This window comes from Paraburkholderia sp. 32 (assembly GCF_050435345.1).
Classification (GTDB): Bacteria; Pseudomonadota; Gammaproteobacteria; order Burkholderiales; family Burkholderiaceae; genus Paraburkholderia; species Paraburkholderia tuberum.
This window is the reverse complement of sequence record NZ_JBNDKD010000001.1, coordinates 505426-520765: the sequence shown is the minus strand read 5'-3', so window position 1 is coordinate 520765 and position 15340 is coordinate 505426. Positions and strand designations below refer to the sequence as shown.

29 protein-coding genes are annotated in these 15340 nt (G+C 60.0%); 13 read left to right on the top strand and 16 right to left on the bottom strand.

Annotated elements, in window-relative coordinates; translation table 11 throughout:
• Positions 1-4: 4 nt before the first annotated feature.
• From OKW26_RS02485 to OKW26_RS02470, 4 genes are read right to left on the bottom strand one after another with little or no spacing between them, the layout of a single operon-like run.
• Positions 5-232, bottom strand: coding sequence for a tyrosine-type recombinase/integrase (locus OKW26_RS02485; protein WP_429352586.1), 228 nt, complete (start codon positions 230-232; stop codon positions 5-7).
• Entirely contained in the window at positions 175-1077 is a 903-nt protein-coding gene (locus tag OKW26_RS02480; protein WP_429352585.1) for an integrase, read from the bottom strand. Before OKW26_RS02480 ends, OKW26_RS02485 begins: the two co-directional genes overlap by 58 nt.
• Positions 1078-1081: 4 nt before the next feature.
• Complete coding sequence (locus OKW26_RS02475; RefSeq protein ID WP_090808561.1) at positions 1082-1318, bottom strand: DUF4224 domain-containing protein; 237 nt, start codon at positions 1316-1318, stop codon at positions 1082-1084.
• Positions 1311-1598, bottom strand: a complete 288-nt coding sequence (locus OKW26_RS02470; RefSeq protein WP_429352584.1) for a hypothetical protein — start codon at positions 1596-1598, stop codon at positions 1311-1313. The genes OKW26_RS02475 and OKW26_RS02470 overlap by 8 nt, the downstream gene beginning before the upstream one ends.
• Before the next feature lie 20 nt (positions 1599-1618).
• Between OKW26_RS02470 and OKW26_RS02465 the strand changes: the two genes are divergently transcribed.
• The gene (locus OKW26_RS02465; RefSeq protein WP_429352583.1) at positions 1619-1843 is read left to right on the top strand and encodes a hypothetical protein; all 225 of its coding nucleotides are present in this window, start codon (positions 1619-1621) and stop codon (positions 1841-1843) included.
• Positions 1844-1857: 14 nt separating this feature from the next.
• Here the strand turns inward: OKW26_RS02465 and OKW26_RS02460 are convergent, their stop codons facing one another.
• Complete coding sequence (locus tag OKW26_RS02460; RefSeq protein ID WP_429352582.1) at positions 1858-2331, bottom strand: ASCH domain-containing protein; 474 nt, start codon at positions 2329-2331, stop codon at positions 1858-1860.
• Positions 2332-2366: 35 nt separating this feature from the next.
• Between OKW26_RS02460 and OKW26_RS02455 the strand changes: the two genes are divergently transcribed.
• Positions 2367-2588, top strand: coding sequence for a hypothetical protein (locus OKW26_RS02455; RefSeq protein WP_429352581.1), 222 nt, complete (start codon positions 2367-2369; stop codon positions 2586-2588).
• 28 nt (positions 2589-2616) lie between these two features.
• On the opposite strand, the gene OKW26_RS02450 is transcribed toward OKW26_RS02455, so the two are convergent.
• Together OKW26_RS02450 and OKW26_RS02445 are read right to left on the bottom strand one after the other, a co-directional pair.
• Positions 2617-3141 carry a DUF1643 domain-containing protein gene (locus tag OKW26_RS02450; RefSeq protein WP_429352580.1) on the bottom strand — a complete coding sequence of 175 codons (525 nt, stop codon included), beginning with the start codon at positions 3139-3141 and terminating at the stop codon, positions 2617-2619.
• Complete coding sequence (locus OKW26_RS02445; RefSeq protein ID WP_429354249.1) at positions 3138-3476, bottom strand: hypothetical protein; 339 nt, start codon at positions 3474-3476, stop codon at positions 3138-3140. Before OKW26_RS02445 ends, OKW26_RS02450 begins: the two co-directional genes overlap by 4 nt.
• Before the next feature lie 66 nt (positions 3477-3542).
• On the opposite strand from OKW26_RS02445, the gene OKW26_RS02440 reads away from it, so the two are divergent.
• On the top strand, positions 3543-3743 hold the full coding sequence (locus tag OKW26_RS02440) for a hypothetical protein (protein ID WP_429352579.1): 201 nt from the start codon (positions 3543-3545) through the stop codon (positions 3741-3743).
• Between the two features lie 118 nt (positions 3744-3861).
• A complete protein-coding gene (locus tag OKW26_RS02435) occupies positions 3862-4116 on the top strand; it encodes a hypothetical protein (RefSeq protein WP_429352578.1) in 255 nt (84 codons plus the stop codon).
• A 51-nt stretch (positions 4117-4167) separates the two neighbouring features.
• On the opposite strand, the gene OKW26_RS02430 is transcribed toward OKW26_RS02435, so the two are convergent.
• From OKW26_RS02430 to OKW26_RS02405, 6 genes are all read right to left on the bottom strand, one after another.
• Positions 4168-4836, bottom strand: a complete 669-nt coding sequence (locus OKW26_RS02430) for a hypothetical protein (protein ID WP_429352577.1) — start codon at positions 4834-4836, stop codon at positions 4168-4170.
• 241 nt (positions 4837-5077) lie between these two features.
• Positions 5078-5935 carry a DUF2303 family protein gene (locus OKW26_RS02425; protein ID WP_429352576.1) on the bottom strand — a complete coding sequence of 286 codons (858 nt, stop codon included), beginning with the start codon at positions 5933-5935 and terminating at the stop codon, positions 5078-5080.
• A gap of 28 nt (positions 5936-5963) precedes the next feature.
• Positions 5964-6254, bottom strand: a complete 291-nt coding sequence (locus OKW26_RS02420; RefSeq protein WP_429352575.1) for a hypothetical protein — start codon at positions 6252-6254, stop codon at positions 5964-5966.
• Between the two features lie 77 nt (positions 6255-6331).
• Positions 6332-6628, bottom strand: coding sequence for a hypothetical protein (locus OKW26_RS02415; RefSeq protein ID WP_429352574.1), 297 nt, complete (start codon positions 6626-6628; stop codon positions 6332-6334).
• Positions 6629-6774: 146 nt separating this feature from the next.
• Positions 6775-7047 carry a hypothetical protein gene (locus tag OKW26_RS02410; RefSeq protein ID WP_429352573.1) on the bottom strand — a complete coding sequence of 91 codons (273 nt, stop codon included), beginning with the start codon at positions 7045-7047 and terminating at the stop codon, positions 6775-6777.
• Positions 7047-7373, bottom strand: a complete 327-nt coding sequence (locus tag OKW26_RS02405) for a hypothetical protein (RefSeq protein ID WP_429352572.1) — start codon at positions 7371-7373, stop codon at positions 7047-7049. Before OKW26_RS02405 ends, OKW26_RS02410 begins: the two co-directional genes overlap by 1 nt.
• A 767-nt stretch (positions 7374-8140) precedes the next feature.
• On the opposite strand from OKW26_RS02405, the gene OKW26_RS02400 reads away from it, so the two are divergent.
• On the top strand, positions 8141-9109 hold the full coding sequence (locus tag OKW26_RS02400; RefSeq protein ID WP_429352571.1) for a LysR family transcriptional regulator: 969 nt from the start codon (positions 8141-8143) through the stop codon (positions 9107-9109).
• A gap of 25 nt (positions 9110-9134) precedes the next feature.
• Here the strand turns inward: OKW26_RS02400 and OKW26_RS02395 are convergent, their stop codons facing one another.
• Together OKW26_RS02395 and OKW26_RS02390 are read right to left on the bottom strand one after the other, a co-directional pair.
• The gene (locus tag OKW26_RS02395) at positions 9135-9461 is read right to left on the bottom strand and encodes a DUF6693 family protein (RefSeq protein WP_429354163.1); all 327 of its coding nucleotides are present in this window, start codon (positions 9459-9461) and stop codon (positions 9135-9137) included.
• A 250-nt stretch (positions 9462-9711) separates the two neighbouring features.
• Positions 9712-10155: a helix-turn-helix domain-containing protein gene (locus OKW26_RS02390; protein WP_429352570.1), complete on the bottom strand. Its 444-nt coding sequence runs from the start codon at positions 10153-10155 to the stop codon at positions 9712-9714.
• 28 nt (positions 10156-10183) lie between these two features.
• On the opposite strand from OKW26_RS02390, the gene OKW26_RS02385 reads away from it, so the two are divergent.
• Positions 10184-10570, top strand: coding sequence for a transcriptional regulator (locus OKW26_RS02385; RefSeq protein WP_429352569.1), 387 nt, complete (start codon positions 10184-10186; stop codon positions 10568-10570).
• A gap of 54 nt (positions 10571-10624) precedes the next feature.
• Here the strand turns inward: OKW26_RS02385 and OKW26_RS02380 are convergent, their stop codons facing one another.
• Positions 10625-10867 carry a hypothetical protein gene (locus OKW26_RS02380; protein ID WP_090808588.1) on the bottom strand — a complete coding sequence of 81 codons (243 nt, stop codon included), beginning with the start codon at positions 10865-10867 and terminating at the stop codon, positions 10625-10627.
• Between the two features lie 225 nt (positions 10868-11092).
• On the opposite strand from OKW26_RS02380, the gene OKW26_RS02375 reads away from it, so the two are divergent.
• The 7 genes from OKW26_RS02375 to OKW26_RS02345 all read left to right on the top strand — a co-directional run bounded on the left by OKW26_RS02375 (position 11093) and on the right by OKW26_RS02345 (position 15198).
• Positions 11093-11317 carry a hypothetical protein gene (locus tag OKW26_RS02375; protein WP_429352568.1) on the top strand — a complete coding sequence of 75 codons (225 nt, stop codon included), beginning with the start codon at positions 11093-11095 and terminating at the stop codon, positions 11315-11317.
• Positions 11314-11544 carry a hypothetical protein gene (locus OKW26_RS02370; RefSeq protein WP_429352567.1) on the top strand — a complete coding sequence of 77 codons (231 nt, stop codon included), beginning with the start codon at positions 11314-11316 and terminating at the stop codon, positions 11542-11544. Before OKW26_RS02375 ends, OKW26_RS02370 begins: the two co-directional genes overlap by 4 nt.
• Positions 11537-11776: a hypothetical protein gene (locus OKW26_RS02365; RefSeq protein WP_429352566.1), complete on the top strand. Its 240-nt coding sequence runs from the start codon at positions 11537-11539 to the stop codon at positions 11774-11776. Before OKW26_RS02370 ends, OKW26_RS02365 begins: the two co-directional genes overlap by 8 nt.
• Entirely contained in the window at positions 11776-12006 is a 231-nt protein-coding gene (locus tag OKW26_RS02360) for a hypothetical protein (RefSeq protein ID WP_429352565.1), read from the top strand. Before OKW26_RS02365 ends, OKW26_RS02360 begins: the two co-directional genes overlap by 1 nt.
• A 236-nt stretch (positions 12007-12242) precedes the next feature.
• Positions 12243-13064, top strand: a complete 822-nt coding sequence (locus OKW26_RS02355) for a ParB/RepB/Spo0J family partition protein (protein WP_429352564.1) — start codon at positions 12243-12245, stop codon at positions 13062-13064.
• Entirely contained in the window at positions 13061-13828 is a 768-nt protein-coding gene (locus OKW26_RS02350) for a hypothetical protein (protein WP_429352563.1), read from the top strand. The genes OKW26_RS02355 and OKW26_RS02350 overlap by 4 nt, the downstream gene beginning before the upstream one ends.
• Positions 13825-15198, top strand: a complete 1374-nt coding sequence (locus OKW26_RS02345) for a DNA cytosine methyltransferase (protein ID WP_429352562.1) — start codon at positions 13825-13827, stop codon at positions 15196-15198. Before OKW26_RS02350 ends, OKW26_RS02345 begins: the two co-directional genes overlap by 4 nt.
• Positions 15199-15340 lie beyond the last annotated feature (142 nt).

The window sequence follows — 15340 nt, the reverse complement described above, 5'->3', positions numbered from 1 at the left end:
GTCGTTACCTCGTCGGCTTGACCTTGTCACCACGGCGGTTTCGCACGTAGTGTTCCGTCATCGCAACTGACGTGTGACCGAGTTGCTTTTGGGCCTGTCGGATATCGCCGGAGCTGTCAGTTTTGTCTGTGCCGGCCTTCGCCCGCAAATCCCTAAACTGGAAATCCTTATCGGCTACGCCGGCAGCACGGCGTGCTTCACGAAAGCGTCGCTGCAGCGTGTCCAGTAGCATCCGCTGGCCCTTCTCATTGACGACCAAGTGGCGGTACTCACTACCTTGCATCCTGCCTTGCGCCGGTGAATGCGATCAATCACGGCTTTCAGTTCGCCGGACATCTCCATGCGGAGTTTCTTCCCAGTCTTCCCCTGATCGATGTTCAGGAAGTTGTCGCGAATATCCCGCTCGTCGTACAGCAGTGTGTCCTGCGGTCGCTGCCCGGTGAGGTATGCCAGATCCATTGCATCGCGAGTGGGGACGTCGGCCTTTTCGTACACCCTTGTGAATATCTCATCCTCGACATAGACGTCACGCCCCGTCTCAACGTTCTTTTTAACGCCGAGACAAGGGTTTGCAGCCTTCGTCAGCCCGATCTCGCGCGCGAAATTGAACGCGTGGCTGAGCACCTCAATATCGCGGTTCGCGCGAACGTGACCGGCATTTGCTGGCACAACGCGGTTCTTCGATTTGTACCATTCGACTGTTTTCTTGTGACGCCAATACATGTACTGCTTGATATGTACGGGCTCGATTTCATCGAGCGGCGCGTCGTCGCCAAAAAACTCTTTCAGCAGCCCAATCTGCACGAGATTGGCGCCCTGACTGCTGGCGGCTTTTCCGGGGATGATGTCGCGGATATACGCGTCAAAGGCGGCTTTGAGCGTGGGAATGAACGCCTTCGGTATCTGTTCCTGCTCGATTTCTGACCAGCGCTTCACCGCCAGCACGAAATCGGTGCCCAGCGACTCTTCGCGCCGTGGCTTGCCGCCCAGGTCGTAGTAGTAGTACGTGACCTTCCCGCGGTGGCGGGCTCGCATTCGTGGCGGTAGGTTTTTGTTTCGGGTGGGCTTTCGTCCCATGTCTTTAACCAGCCATCATCATCTTGGGCTGCCATTTCTTCTTTGGCAGATCGTCGCGTGCGATGCGGCCTTCGATCGCAGCGCGAGCAATGATCGGCCGCCCGCGCGCATTCTCCCAGAACGGGATGCCAGACGTACGCAGCCATGCGACCTGCAGTTCCTCGCGGGTTTTCCCGCGTCGACCGACCCGCACGCCAGTCAGCTCAGCGACTTCCTCCGGTGACAGAAACGTATCAGTCATCGTGCGCCTCCTCGGAAATGAGCGGGTAATCCGCTTCCTCGCCCTTCAACTCGATCACGACCGGGCCATGCCGCATATCGCCGGTCATTGTGCCGTCGAGCTCGCGCCGTTCGGGACCGGACAGGTTGTGCCACTTCGCAATGTCATATGGGCCGTGCAGCAGCCCGCGCGGCTGGCCACGCTCCATGCGGCCGACCGCGATGCCGCGATCGCCGCACCACGCTTCAGCGGCGCGGCAAGCTTCGAACTGTACGATTTGATCGAATACAATTTTCATCATTCACCTTTGGAACGCAGCTCATGCACCTCTGGATTCAACCTTGCGGACCGTGCGCGCACCTCTACGGGCAGCCGGCCACCGCCGAGCCACATGAAGCGCTGACGCTCAACGGTGCGGGCGCTGTGAAGGACGCGCGAGCAGAGGCGCACTACACCTGCCTGCAATGTGGCGGCGTATTTGCACGAATTCTCGCTGGCCCGGCCAGCCGGCAGACATGGATGCTGCTGAACGCCGGGCAGCACTGACAGGCGTTCGGCGTTCACGCGATCGCCCCTAAGTCGTGCATTTGCCGCAACTGCGCGGCGACCTCTGACGTAACTTCGAAAAAGTTGAGTGCTCCCTTGCAGGCGATGAACGGAAGCGGCTTCGCGTCGGCCAGATGGAAACCGAAAGCACCGTCGATGTGCCAGCGCGACGTGCGATCGGCGGAATGGATGCACTCATCGATCGTCACGACGCCGACTATCCCACCGCGTTGGAGCTGGTCAAACGGCGGCAGCTCGATCGACGGTCCACCGACAGGCCAAAGCGGATCCTGCGCGGCTTCGTACTCCGCGCGCGTCATCCCCTTTGAAGCGTGAATCAACACGCGCCCGCGTACCTTCGTCGGCCAGTTGCGGTTTTCGATGTCCTTCAGGATGCCGGCGGCGATCGCAGTGGCACGGGCGGGGCCCGAAAGGTCTGGGCGCACGATTAGCCACGCCCAGGGTTGGCGGATAGAAAGCGCCTTCATGCTAGGCTTCCTCGCACACAATCGTGGAGGTCAAAATGCAAACACCAGAGCAACGCGCGGAGTTTCAGGCGGCATATAAAGCTTGGACCGAATTGCGGGAACGGCACGAAGCCGACCTGCTGGCGATTTTTCGAGAGGAAAAAACGCTCGATCGACAGCAGCTCTTGGAGCAGGCGGCCGAGGTGGTTCGCGCACATAAGCGGTTTGTAGACGCGGCGGTGCCGTTTGTTGGCCTGGGCAACAGCCTCAACCCATAGCCCGGGAGCGTCGATCTGGCGAGTCGTATCAGCCATTTGCCTTATCTCCCTTCTCTGCGGATGCCGCGATAGCTGCTGGGTGCCATTCGATAAGCGGCTGGTCGGCACGCACATAGAGTGGATGACGCGGCGAGCCGTCCTTCGTCGTGCCTAGGCACCACAGGCGTGCGCCCGCGTCGGTCAAAATGCTGGCAACGCGTGCGGCACGATCTGGCTTCGCATTCGAGCCCCATGCACATACGACGTCGCCGCACTCGCGGGCGAAGTTCCATAGATAGTCGTCGTTGTCGGGGCCGACCGGGTCGGGATGCGCCCACAAGGCGGCCGGGTTTGTCGAGCGCAACGCATAGAGGTTCGCGACGGCCAAGCCGTTGCAATCCCACAGCTTGGCGAAGCCGCGGCAGCGCCGAATAGTAGGATCGTCGAGACTGGCATCTGCGGTGCTCGGGTTGAGCATCAAGAACAACGCGGTCGACTTCATTGGACACATCGAGTCGGCCGCGCGGGTCAGGAGGTAGCGGTACTTGCCGCATTCGCTAATGATCGCGCTCATGCTAGGATTTCTCCGTATACAGACGGAGTGCCGACATGTGGACCTGTCGAAACTGCAATGTTCGGTTTGCCCTCGGTGAGATCGAGCCCCAAATCGATGAGGAAGGATTTTTTTTCATTTGCCCCGGCTGCGACTACCGGAACAAGTTGGTGAACATCGGTCCAGATGTGGCCGGGCAGCCGCAGCTTGTCCAGCGTGACTACGAGTAAGGCACCTATTCTGAGGCGATCATGCAGTTCGACGGTGATAAGTTCGAGGTGAAGTATTCGGGCGACCTTGGAGACTATCCTTCCGACGCGGATGCAATTGAAGCTGCTGAGCGATGGTCGATCCAATGGTGCGATGCGAACTGCGCTTAGCCAGCGTCCTACGATTTTTCGAAAGCCCAGAATGAGACCTTCATGTCGAACCACAACTTCACGTATAAGGAAGTCAACTACAGCGTGTATGTGACCGAGCAGAGGGACGGGAGGTGGAACTGGGCATATACGATGACTAAGCCCCCCGTCTACTGGAGAAACCAAGAGACGCCTGCAAGAAGTCAGGATCTTGCGATCGAAGAGGCTCGTTTCGACGCGGAGCGTCGAATCGACGCGATGTAGCGGTTTCATCTTGGACCTCTTCTTAGGACGTGCCCGGGGCCTTGCGCGCGGTACGGGTCGATCCCGTTGTGGTAGGCCGTCATGCCAGGATTCCTCGAAAGTGACCGCGGAGGTTGCCATGCTTCATGCCGAGGTGTACAAATTCCAATACACGCGTCAACAGGGTCTGCGCCGTACCTACGACGTGGTGCTTAACGTCGCTCATTCGGAAGCCGGCGTATATTCTTACGAATCGTGGGTGCATTTCAATCACGAGCTCAAAGGTAACGGACTCGTTTTCCCGCTGGTCGCCGGGACGGCCGCTGATGCCGAGGCGGAGGCGCGAGGACGGATTGAGGACAACATCGAGCACCTTGCCGGGGTGGCTGAGTAAGCGGCTCATTCCGTCTTTTCTTCTCCGGTAGGGGAGGGTTTGAAGTCGCAATCACCCCTCCTGTTGAGACAGGGCATGCCTCGCGCGGCTCTTTGCCCACGCTTCGAACTCGGTCGGATCGTCCCACTCGACGGTGTCCGCGTTGGCGATGTTCCTGAGTTCTTGTCGCAACATTTCGTTTTGCGTTCGCAATGAACGAATCTCGGCACCGGCCGCATCAGCGATGACTGCCGCGCCCTTCAGCGCATCCCTGATCTGCGCTCCATCCTGGGGTGGGGTGGCGTAGAGCTTCGTGCCCGGCGCTGGCATCTTGCCGTTGCGCCACAAAACCGCTTTCAGATCGCCGCCGAACAACACGACTTCGCCCACAAGTTCATCGGCGGCCGTGGCTTGCGTGGATGCGGCGCGGGCGAGAGTTAGCAACTTCTCGTAAGCGTCAGGAGCATGGGCCATCGTTGCCATGCGATAGGTCATGGCCGCCTCATGAAACTGGCGATCCCAACTCGCCTCCCGCTCGTCGCTCACAGTTGCGGCTTCGCGAGTGGATGCAGTGGCAGCAGCGAGAACGGCGCGGCGATTCCACTTCGGCACCTCAGTGCGCGAAACTTCGAACCCGCTGAGAATGCAATCGGCTGGCGGGTGACAGTGAAAGTCGGCGTTGCTGGCCGGCGAGAGATCTGCGCCACAAAGCGGGCACGCCATCGGTTGTTTTGTATCCATCGCTTCAAACCTTTATTGAGGCAGCACGGCGGCGCGCTTCCTGTGCCATCGCGAAAACGTTCCACCATGAGTGAGGCCAGTCGATGGCATGCCTATGCGTGGAAAGTTCGGTTAGAAAAACCTTGGCCGAGTACAGGTGCCACTCTCGGGCTGTCATGATTGATGCCCCCGCAATATGGAAAGAGATGCCGGCTTTCGAGGCGTGGAATGTCTCTGCGGCAGCCGGCGAGCCGCCGGTTCGTTACTTGGCGAACGGATCGCCAAAGAAGAACGGATTGCCGGTCTGCTCACGGATGGTTGCGATCATCCCGGTCGCGGCGGCTTCGAGCACCTTGTCGAAGCGAATCAGCTCATAGAAGAAGGTCAGTTTTGCGTCGCGAACGCGATAGCGCAGCCGTGCGTCGATGCGGTACGCGTCACCATTGCGGAAGACGGGAATGCCCAGTGCGAACCGTTCGAACAGTTTCATCTTCTGCAGGGTCTGGTCGTCGTCGTCCTGGACGAACGACAGGTTCTGGCCGCCATTCTGGAGGCGGACGGCGCTCTTGAAACGAAAGTCCTGCGTGGCTTCGAACGCCAAGGCCATTTCGAGCATCTCCGCGCCGGTCGGCAGGTTTTCGCCTGCTGTCGGGCCGGTGATGTCCTTCAGGTTTTCTTCGATGAACGCCGCGAAGTCGCCCTGAGACAGCGCTTGCTTGTTGTTGCCGATCCAGCGTTTCCATTCCTCACTGAATTCCGGCTGGAAGCGCGCGAGATGGTCGCGCCATGCCGCTTTCGCTTCGTCTTCGCCGTTATCGTTCAGGATGGCCGTGAAGGCTACCTGGCCGCGCGGATAATCGGCTTCGCACCAGATGGTCGAATCTGTCAGCGAGCCGTGCCGCTTGGTGTACTCGATAAAGTCCTCGGGCGCGCGCAGCCGGACGGTCGCGCTTTTCCGAAGGGGAGCAGCGCGATACTTCGAGTCGTCGTACTCCTTCAACGTCCAGTCGGGCGGGAGCGCGATACGACGCACCGCGGCGTCCGTGTTCGAGCCGATTTCAACGGGCGCTTTCATTTCGCGCGCGAGGGTTTCGGCGATATTGTTTTGCAGATCTTCCATAGCGGGAAATACTCCAGTGGGGGGAGGGTCAGGCCGTCTTCAATTCGGACGGCGGGGTGTCAGCGGTGTCGACGCGCTTCAGGTCGAGCTTCTGCTGACGGGGATCGTCGGCGACGAGGTTGCCTTCGGGGGTGGCGAACAGCATGGCCTCCATCGGCTCGTCGGCAGGCTTCTTGAGAGTCGATTTGCCGGTGACGAGCATGGCGCCGCCCCGGCTTGCCTTCTTCACGTTCAGTTCGATCGTGATCTTCCCGGTGCCACCGTTGGCGTCGATCGTCCGGACAAGGTCGGCGAACTGGTCGCTTGCGTGATCGAGCATGGCGCCACCGGAAATCTGGCGCAGCGTGTCTGTGATGGGTCTTACGGACATTTGATGATCCCCGTGGGGTTTGGTGGTTAATCGTTGCGCTCACCGGCGGCGAGGCACTTTCTGTGCTGCCCGATGTTTCGCGGCTCGGGCAGCGCGCGCGAGACGCGCTTTTGCGTTTCACGCGCCTCCCGCGCTTCACGGGCCCTGCGGCTTGGCGCCAGATCCGCACGTACGGCCGCGAAAAGGGTGGTCAGTACCTGCGGCTTCGCGTCGCAAAACCGGCCGCTGCATCCCTGTTCGTGAAATTTGCGCTCGAGCATTTCCAGCACCGCAGCCTCATCGAGGTCGGAGAGGATTCCTAAGGGCTTGAGCGCGGATATCATCGGTGAGCCTTTACGGGATCAGATGCAGCGGGTTGCCTGGCAGACAGCGGTACCGCGTTCATCCCACTGCTGAACGAGCGCGCACAACAGAACCACGATCGCAAGAGCCAGCGCTGATGTCGCGCAGTATTTGAGGAATGCGCACATCACCACGCACCCAGCACCCGGCAAAGGCCCTCGGCGACGAGCGGCGACGCAGCGAGGAACGCGAAGCAGAGCAGCGGGCGCTTCGTCGTGCGCCGTGCGTACTGGTCGGCTTCAGCTGCTGCGTCGCGCCGCGGGCGGGCAGCCTCTGGCTTGGCGTCGACGCCTTCGCCGATCAGCCCGGCAGCGCGTTCGCGTTTGAGATGTTCGGTCGGCGCGCCGTGCGGTTCCGGCAACGCCCGCAGCACAAGCAGGTCTTTGGCGAGCACGGACATTACTGCACCCCCGCAGTGATGAATGTGCGGTGATCCGGCGCGACCTCGGTTGACTCCGGCTCCGCGGTCGTCGTTGCTGCGTCACGAGCGCGTAACGCCCGGGCCTCGATTGCCTGGTTAAAGGCGTGCAGCAGCACGAGTCCCGCGTCGAACGGTTCACCGTCGATCAATGCGGTCAAGCAGCGCTGTTGCGTCGCCTCGGGCTGTGTTTGCAGCGCCGCCGCGATGTCGGCGACGGTGATCGACCGGACGACTGCCAGATGTTCGTCGACGATTTTTTTCGCGGGATGCGATGCCAGCGGTGCAGAGGGTGGAAGGTGGTGCATCCTTGCTCCATCGGTTGGGTGGCGATGGATGAAGAATAAAGCAACGCTTCATGCATGACAAGCATTAATTGTTTTTTGCAAAAGCAACGCTTTACTCGGGCAGGTCCGGATCGCGCTTGACGTAGTAGGAGAGCGCCTCAACTAACGCGTAGCGCGTCAATGCTTCATTCGCGCGATACCGCCCGATGCGGTAGATGCGGTGACGGCCATCGTGTCCGAATTCGATAACAATGCGACCGAGTGCGTCGCAATCATTCCTGGGCGGCGAAGGCGATTCCGCATGTCGGCTCCGCGCTGATTCTTGACCACCGGGGTCGCATCCAGGGAAATATAAGATGGTCACCGCGGCCCCGCCATTGTCCGAGTGCACGGCCGGTCATGCGGAACAACGTGACACCCCTGCCGACGGTGCTCCAAGTACGGCGTGAACGAAATGACGTTCACAGCGGCGCTCCCGCAAAAGGGCGAAACGCGTCGTTATCAGCGTCGCATAATGCTAACGGCGTTCCGCCTTTTGATGGAATCGTCATCTGGACAACCCTCTTGCTCAGGCCTTCGGACCATGCGCCTGGGGATCGTGTTGAGCAGGCCATACCGTACCGGTTCGCGAACTGCCGGGAAAGGGACCGAAAAGTGGGACATGGCCCAGTTTACGGGACACCTGCGCAAACCCAATGCGGACGGGCCTTAGCGGGCGATTACCCGACGTAAAAACGACGCGTCAGATTTCAGGCACGAAAATTGTTAACGAAACGTCCGGGTTAACCATGGTTAACGATCTGGATGGCGCGCGGTTGGAGTTCTTTCGTGCGCTGGTCGCTATCGCGGATGCAGGCAGCATCCGCGCTGCAGCACAAATGCTCGGCGTACCGAAGTCAACAATCGCCAGGTACATTCATCAACTGGAGACGTGCTTACATATGCAACTGATCCAGCGAGTTGGGAGCGGGATAGTGCTGACCGCCCGTGGCCAGACCATGCTGAAACACGCGCGTGCAATCCTTGGACAGGGGGCACTTGCACTTGAGGATCTCCGGACGATGTATGAGCAGCGGCCTGGGCGACTTTCGTTTGCCATGCCGGCATGGATGGCGACAGCCTTTCTGCCGGATACGCTCTCGCGCCATCGAAAGAGGTTCCCGGGTACCCAGTTGGAGATCGCTGAAGGGTATCTTGCTCTCGGGGTTCCCCGACTGCGCAACGGCAGTATCACCGTTCTTGTTTGCCGGGCGGCGCCAGATGGAGTTGGGGCGGAGTTCGATTTCCGGCCTCTCTTTACCACCAGAGCTGGAGTCGTGGCCAGGCAGGATCATCCTTGCGCGGACAGGCGCTCGCTCGCGGAACTTCGCAATCAGGAGTGGATACTGAACCGAGCTCCGGGGCGCGAGAGCTATTCTGCCAATATCTTCCTGCGGCACGGCTTGCCGGATCCTGATGCAATACATTACGTTCACTCTCTTCCGATCGCCATCGAACTGCTGCAGCAGACGGACATGCTGAGCATATTCTCGTGGCCGGCGATCGAACTTTGCGCGAGGCGCCACAATCTGTGCGTGATCCCGGTGAAAGAAGAAATGGACGAGCAGACGTTTGGCATTGCCACGCTGGCTGGACGTCCACTGGACCCTGCGGCGGCTGGCTTTATCGAATGCCTGATCGACTCGATCCGTGACAGCAGACAAAACGGATCGCGAGAAACCAGGCAGATGCTTCGATTGGTCGATCTGCTGATCTAGGGCCGTAGCCGCTTGCGCGGCAGGCCTACCCGTTCGCAGTAATATCGGTGTGGTTCATGCAATGGGCGTAAATCTTGTACATGAATATCAAGTAGCCGAGGCCAAGGGTGAGGATGCTGATGATTGCCCATATCACGATATTGCCGATTATGCTCGCAAGGTCAATCGTGCAGTTGAGCCGACCAATCCGCGCACCCTGCCGATCAACTACGATGGTTCGGCTGATAATGAATCGGGCCATGTAGTAGGGGAAGACGAAAAGCGCGAAACCAAAAGACACCACGGTCAGAACGATCCATATGATCGCGTGCCCGATAATATCTCCAACGGTCAATTCTGATTTAAGTTGCATTGCTTGCATGATTCTTCCTTGCGAGTACCGGCTAATTTTTAGCGGCAGCTAGTTGTTAAAAGGTAACTCGGCGCTCAAGTCAATGCGCCGGGAGTATTGCCACGTCGTTTGGACTGCGAAACAAAGAACGCGTCTGCATTACGTTCGAGCCGTTGATCACCTCCCTTAGATAGGCACTACATCTCAAAAAAACCTACTAATTGTAAAAAACTATCGATTTGCCGTAAAAATAGCCGCTCGCGCGGCTGGCTTACTCGTTTGCTGCTTGTTTGCGACGTCGGCGCGGTGGCGGCTGGATGACGACCTCAGGTTCTGTTTCGTCTGCGACGCTGCCGCCCGCCTTTACCTCAAAGGCGCGAGGTGCGTCCAGCAGGATTTCTATCGCATCGACGATTCGTTCAACATCTGCCGGGCTTCGCCCTCCCACGATCCGCGTCAACCGTTCAACGACGCTGTTCGTCGCTGATTGCTGATCCTGCTCATCGCTTCCGAGCCACCAGCTAAGCGGGCGGCCGGTCAGTTCGACCAATTTCGGCAACTGTTCCTTGCCGATTCTTCCAGTCTTTTTCCATCCGTTCACTGCTTGCGGAGTAACGCCGCAGGCGACCGCAACCTCAGCAGACGTGAGGCGCGCTTCGGCGAGTGCCTGCCGGACCCGGCGTGCTAGATCGGCGGTGTCGTTCGTTGACTTCATATATTGGATTAAATCATCGCTTTAGTGTATGCAGCAATGCTTGATGAAAAGGAAGTGTTGCTTTACTATTGCTTGCATGAACGCTATCAACTCCCAGGCCTTGGCGGCTATCCGCGAGGCCGTTGTAAATGCAAAAGGTCCGAGCAATCTTGCGAAGGTACTCGGCGTTTCGCCCCAGATGGTCTCCCAGTGGACGAGCGATCTGCCGGAACGGAATCGCCCCGTGGCGGCAGCGCATTGCAAGGCAATTGAGGAGAAATTCGGCGTAAGTCGAACGCGTCTCCGACCTGACGACTGGCACCGTTATTGGGATGATCTAATCGGCGCTCCTGGATCTCCCCCCATACCTCTTACTGCTCGTGAGGCGGCAAGAGGCGAACTGGGGCAACCCATCCCAGCACCAGAGGAGGTGTGATGTCTAACGATCGTTTCAGACCAGATGTTCGGCAGCTGCTGGCAGAAGCGGCTTTCAGGGGCGCTTGTTTGCCACGAGACCGGTGGCCATATGCTCTAAAAGCCATAGGTCTTTCTGAGGGATTCCCTGGTCAATCCGCATCCGTAGAGCGCGTTCATTCAATGCGTCGGATGCCTCTTGCCTGGTTAGCAAGCCTTTTTCGTCGAGTGCGTCGACTAACGCTGCGATAGCCCCGGAAAAGTTTTCGACGATAAGACCGAGTTGTTCGGCGGTGACCAGTGTGGTTTTTTCGTTCATGAGGGTTCCTTCAGTGATGAAAGTAAATGAGGTTTGTGTGAGAGCTGCTGATTTTGCTGGCGAGAGCCGGAACCCTCGCCTGTGCGTACTCCTGTTGTGGTTGAGGGCGGTTGTGGAACCGTTGCGAGTCCTCGATTTTGCCATTGCAGTAAGTACGCCTTAATTCGATCGCCGAGTCCCGGCGTTATGTTGTCTTGAACCGATGGTGGAGCTGAACTGAATGTCATGTCACTGAAGAACGAAAACGTTAACGATCTGCGGTTGCGGGTCTCTGACGAACTGATCGATGCCATCCGCATCCAGCGCAAGCTGTACGGATACAGCAGCGATAACGCTGCAGCGGTTCGCCTGCTGGAGCAGGCCGCATTCGGCGTGATTGGAAGTTTGCCCGCGAAGCTCGCTGACGTCAGCGACGAAATGTCCCGGATTGGGACGCGGGTGCCGTCATGACGAAACCCAACCCAGGCAAGGCTAAGGCGACGGTTGTGCTGCCCGCCGACGAGGCGCGCGATCTTGCCATCGATGCGGCGAACCGTGGTATGCCGACGCCCGAATATCTTGGTTACCACGTCCTGCGTAGTGCCTACGGCCTGATGCACCCGACAGTAATGGAGGTTGAACGTCGGGACATTTTGGGCAAAAGCGGGACAGACATTCAGGGGCGCGACGATGCGTGACGCATTCGAAGTTGCCGCATTTCGGGCCGTCCGCCGTGCGCAGCGCTGTGGCGCCTCATTTGAGGAAAGCCCTTTTTCCCCGGAGGCGTTCCCCGAACTCGCGCGCTACTGGTCGCGTGGCTGGGTGACTGCGGTCGAGTATCAATTGCCCCTCGGATGGTTGCTCTACATCGACCCTGACGAGGCATACGCGACGGCTTTGCGGGTGCAGCAGTGGAGGGAGGCTGCGTGATGATCGACCAGATCGGCATATTCATTTTCGGCGTCGTGGCCGTCTATCTGTCGCAGGACGGGCGCTTGTCGCATCGGAAATACGCGAGCGTGTTCGGGTTGCTTGGTCAGCCGGCATGGCTTTTTGCGTCATGGCAAGCCCACCTTTGGGGATTTTTCGCGGTATCGGTCGTGTACACATTGGTGTGGTCGCGCGGCTTTTACGCGCATTGGTTGAGCCGGCCGACATGAAAATCGAAATTGGAAACACAAGAGGGGGCGAGCCTGTGTAGTTGACAGGCCGTCAAGTCATGGCGCGCGCGGCTTACGGAAGGGACGCGTGCAATAGCAATGCGAGGGATTGCGCCCGGCTTCCGTGACGGCCCCCATACGCGAGCAGTGCCAGAGACCACCGCCGGAAGCGAGGCAGACCCTCGCCAACACCGACCTTCCGGCGGCCTTTGGTCAACCGATTGAGAGCAACGAGAATGGCGAAAAACAGCATCGACGCATATGGCGCAGCCGGAAAAAGCAACGTCCTCTATTTCGATCCCGAGGTGCTGACGCTCGTGGAAGATCCGGCGCATCCGCTTTTCGACTCGCGCGTGTATTTGCCGCTCGACGAGAACATGGTGCGCAACATCATGTACCAAGGTGTGCTGCAGGCGATCGAGGTCAACAAGAATCCTGAGACGGGCGTCGTCGAGGTCGTCATGGGCCGGCAGCGCGTAAAAAACTGCCGCGAGGCGAACCGGCGTTTGCGCGACCGAGGCGAGGAACCGAAGCTCGTGCCGGCGATCGTGCGGAAGGTGGCGGCGCGTGACCGCGCGCTTGTGTTGTCGGCCGCCACGGCAAGCGAAAACGCCATTCGGCAACAGGAAAGCCCGATAACGCGGGCCGAAAAGATGGCGCGGCAACTATCGCTCGGTCGTTCCGAGGCCGATATCGGAATTCTGTTCGGCGTCGGTCCGCAGACCGTGCGCGCGTCGCTCGAACTGCTCGAATGCTGCGCTGCCGTTCAGGATGCTGTCGAGGCTGGGAAGGTGAACGTTACCCATGCGAAGCAACTGACGAAACTGACGCCCGACGAACAGCGAGCGAAGGTTGCCGAGCTGATCGCGGCCGGCGACGGCGTAAATGGGCATGAACGCTCGCGCAAACAGCGGGCCGTGATGGGCGACGGCAAGCCGCGCATGAAGACGCGCGCGAAGATCGAGAAGGAACTCGAGTCGGCTCAGGGCGCGCGCGCTGAAGCGCTGCGGTGGGTGCTCGGTCTGTCGTCCGAAACCGCGACTGGAGGCGAATCGTGATTCACTATCACGGCCTTCCGATCACCCCGAACACGGCCGCACTGCGCGCCGTGGGTTCCGGGCATGCGTTCGTTTCGTTCGAATATCCGGAGCAACTGGGGCTTGTGCTCGACGTAGCGCAGTCGTTCGCCGTTGACAACGGCGCTTTTAGCGCATGGTGCGCGGGTCGGCCGGTTAGGGATTGGTCGCGCTATTACGCATGGGTCGCGGAACTGCATCGCTATCCGCCATTCGACTTCGCAGTGATTCCCGATGTGATCGACGGCGATGAAGCAGCGAATGACGCGTTGATCGCTGAATGGCCGTGGCGCTTCCGTGCGCCATGGACCGGTGCGCCGGTCTGGCATCTGCACGAATCGCTCGAGCGGCTCGAGCGGCTCGAGCGGCTTGCACTCGCTTGGCCACGTGTTTGTCTTGGCAGTTCAGGGCAGTACGCGACGATCGGCACTGACGCATGGTGGACGCGCATGGCCGAAGCGATGGACGTCGTTTGTGATCGGGATGGCCGGCCGGTGTGCAAGTTGCATGGCCTGCGGATGCTTGACGTCGATGTGTTCACGCGCTTCCCGTTCGCCTCGGCCGACTCGACGAATATCGGGCGCAACGTCGGCATCGACTCGCGTTGGCGCGGCTCATATACGCCCGCGTCGAAAGAAGCACGAGCTCAGGTCATGCGCGAGCGTATTGAGGCGCACCCGTCTCTCATTTGCTGGCAACGTGAGCACGCGCCGATCCAGACTGCGTTGTCGCTGGAGGCCCTGTGATCTACGCCGACGTTTGCACCGGCATCGCTGCGGCTTCCGTCGCGTGGCATCCGCTCGGCTGGCGGGCGGCGTGGCACAGCGAGATCGAACCATTCCCGTGCGCCGTGCTCGCGCATCACTATCCGCACGTGCCGAACCTCGGCGACATGACCAAGTTCAGGAACTGGCCCGATGCAACTATCAATCTTCTCGTCGGCGGAACTCCCTGCCAGTCGTTCAGTGTCGCCGGACTTCGAAAGGGACTGGACGATCCGCGTGGCAACCTCATGCTCACCTATCTTGCCATTGCTCGGCGATATCGGCCCCGCTGGCTGGTATGGGAGAACGTCCCCGGTGTCTTGTCGACCGGCGAAGGGCGGGCGTTTGGAACCCTGCTCGGGGGGCTGGCAGAACTCGGGTATGGGTTCGCCTACCGCGTTCTTGACGCTCAGTACGTCCGAGTGGAATCACACGCTCGCGCCGTCCCTCAACGACGGCGGCGTGTGTTCGTTGTCGGATATCTTGGAGACTGGCGACCACCTGCGGCGGTACTTTTTGAGCGCGAAAGCCTGCGCGGGCATCCTCCGCCGCGCCGAAAAGCGGGGCAAGAAGTTGCCGGAACCCTTGCGGCTAGCCTTGGAGGTAGTGACGAAAACGATGTGGCAGACAGCCGGCTAACCCCGCGCGTGGCTCGTGCGTTGACGACGAGCAATCAGCGCATCGACGCAGAATCTGAAACGCTGGTGGTCGCGCATGCGCTGCGCGGCGAGGGCTTCGATGCAAGTGAGGATGGCACTGGGCGCGGAACGCCGATCATTCCCATCGCATTCGACTGCAAGACATCGGGCCGGAACGGCTTCATGGTGGGCGACGTTGCTCCGACGCTGCGGAGCATGGGACACACCACCTCGCATCGGAATGGTGGCGGGCATGCTGCCGTGGTGCAGCCGTACACGCTCGCGGTCCGCGGTCGCGCCGGCGGCCATGATCTCGAATACCGGCAGGACGGCACAGCCTATGCGGTGTTGACGCCGAACGGTGGCCGCGGTGGCATTGGGGTCGGCGCGATTTCGATTTGCATGGGTAGCGATCCGCTATATGCGACCGAATTGGCGATGCCGCAGACCACGCGTAACGGTGATCCGGGCGTTGTGCAGTACGACAGCGCCGTACGCCGTCTCACACCGCTCGAATGCGAACGCCTGCAGGGCTTCCCCGACGGATACACCGCAATCCCATTCAACGGCAAACCAGCTGCTGACGGCCCGCGTTACAAGGCGCTCGGTAACAGCATGGCCGTCAACGCGATGCGGTGGATTGGGGAGCGCATTCAGGCTGTCGAGCATCTGTGTGCTGTTTCGACGGCGAGCTCGGCGAAGGTGGCCGTATGAATGAGAACGGACCCTGCACGGACTATCGGCGGCTCGACTCTGGCGGTGTTTTGCGACCAGCAGATTGCGCAACAGGGGCGATGGGCCCGCGTTGTTCCACGGCTGCTCGATCCAGCCGCCGGCTGTCCAGTGTAGTGCGCCG

What these genes read in the sequence shown, in the direction of transcription:
- OKW26_RS02485 (WP_429352586.1), bottom strand. Translation starts at nt 232, where the DNA reads ATGCTACTGGACACGCTGCAGCGACGCTTTCGTGAAGCACGCCGTGCT.
- OKW26_RS02480 (WP_429352585.1), bottom strand. Translation starts at nt 1,077, where the DNA reads ATGGGACGAAAGCCCACCCGAAACAAAAACCTACCGCCACGAATGCGA.
- OKW26_RS02475 (WP_090808561.1), bottom strand. Translation starts at nt 1,318, where the DNA reads ATGACTGATACGTTTCTGTCACCGGAGGAAGTCGCTGAGCTGACTGGC.
- OKW26_RS02470 (WP_429352584.1), bottom strand. Translation starts at nt 1,598, where the DNA reads ATGATGAAAATTGTATTCGATCAAATCGTACAGTTCGAAGCTTGCCGC.
- OKW26_RS02465 (WP_429352583.1), top strand. Translation starts at nt 1,619, where the DNA reads ATGCACCTCTGGATTCAACCTTGCGGACCGTGCGCGCACCTCTACGGG.
- OKW26_RS02460 (WP_429352582.1), bottom strand. Translation starts at nt 2,331, where the DNA reads ATGAAGGCGCTTTCTATCCGCCAACCCTGGGCGTGGCTAATCGTGCGC.
- OKW26_RS02455 (WP_429352581.1), top strand. Translation starts at nt 2,367, where the DNA reads ATGCAAACACCAGAGCAACGCGCGGAGTTTCAGGCGGCATATAAAGCT.
- OKW26_RS02450 (WP_429352580.1), bottom strand. Translation starts at nt 3,141, where the DNA reads ATGAGCGCGATCATTAGCGAATGCGGCAAGTACCGCTACCTCCTGACC.
- OKW26_RS02440 (WP_429352579.1), top strand. Translation starts at nt 3,543, where the DNA reads ATGTCGAACCACAACTTCACGTATAAGGAAGTCAACTACAGCGTGTAT.
- OKW26_RS02435 (WP_429352578.1), top strand. Translation starts at nt 3,862, where the DNA reads ATGCTTCATGCCGAGGTGTACAAATTCCAATACACGCGTCAACAGGGT.
- OKW26_RS02430 (WP_429352577.1), bottom strand. Translation starts at nt 4,836, where the DNA reads ATGGATACAAAACAACCGATGGCGTGCCCGCTTTGTGGCGCAGATCTC.
- OKW26_RS02425 (WP_429352576.1), bottom strand. Translation starts at nt 5,935, where the DNA reads ATGGAAGATCTGCAAAACAATATCGCCGAAACCCTCGCGCGCGAAATG.
- OKW26_RS02420 (WP_429352575.1), bottom strand. Translation starts at nt 6,254, where the DNA reads ATGCTCGATCACGCAAGCGACCAGTTCGCCGACCTTGTCCGGACGATC.
- OKW26_RS02415 (WP_429352574.1), bottom strand. Translation starts at nt 6,628, where the DNA reads ATGATATCCGCGCTCAAGCCCTTAGGAATCCTCTCCGACCTCGATGAG.
- OKW26_RS02410 (WP_429352573.1), bottom strand. Translation starts at nt 7,047, where the DNA reads ATGTCCGTGCTCGCCAAAGACCTGCTTGTGCTGCGGGCGTTGCCGGAA.
- OKW26_RS02405 (WP_429352572.1), bottom strand. Translation starts at nt 7,373, where the DNA reads ATGCACCACCTTCCACCCTCTGCACCGCTGGCATCGCATCCCGCGAAA.
- OKW26_RS02400 (WP_429352571.1), top strand. Translation starts at nt 8,141, where the DNA reads ATGGTTAACGATCTGGATGGCGCGCGGTTGGAGTTCTTTCGTGCGCTG.
- OKW26_RS02395 (WP_429354163.1), bottom strand. Translation starts at nt 9,461, where the DNA reads ATGCAACTTAAATCAGAATTGACCGTTGGAGATATTATCGGGCACGCG.
- OKW26_RS02390 (WP_429352570.1), bottom strand. Translation starts at nt 10,155, where the DNA reads ATGAAGTCAACGAACGACACCGCCGATCTAGCACGCCGGGTCCGGCAG.
- OKW26_RS02385 (WP_429352569.1), top strand. Translation starts at nt 10,184, where the DNA reads ATGCAGCAATGCTTGATGAAAAGGAAGTGTTGCTTTACTATTGCTTGC.
- OKW26_RS02380 (WP_090808588.1), bottom strand. Translation starts at nt 10,867, where the DNA reads ATGAACGAAAAAACCACACTGGTCACCGCCGAACAACTCGGTCTTATC.
- OKW26_RS02375 (WP_429352568.1), top strand. Translation starts at nt 11,093, where the DNA reads ATGTCACTGAAGAACGAAAACGTTAACGATCTGCGGTTGCGGGTCTCT.
- OKW26_RS02370 (WP_429352567.1), top strand. Translation starts at nt 11,314, where the DNA reads ATGACGAAACCCAACCCAGGCAAGGCTAAGGCGACGGTTGTGCTGCCC.
- OKW26_RS02365 (WP_429352566.1), top strand. Translation starts at nt 11,537, where the DNA reads ATGCGTGACGCATTCGAAGTTGCCGCATTTCGGGCCGTCCGCCGTGCG.
- OKW26_RS02360 (WP_429352565.1), top strand. Translation starts at nt 11,776, where the DNA reads ATGATCGACCAGATCGGCATATTCATTTTCGGCGTCGTGGCCGTCTAT.
- OKW26_RS02355 (WP_429352564.1), top strand. Translation starts at nt 12,243, where the DNA reads ATGGCGAAAAACAGCATCGACGCATATGGCGCAGCCGGAAAAAGCAAC.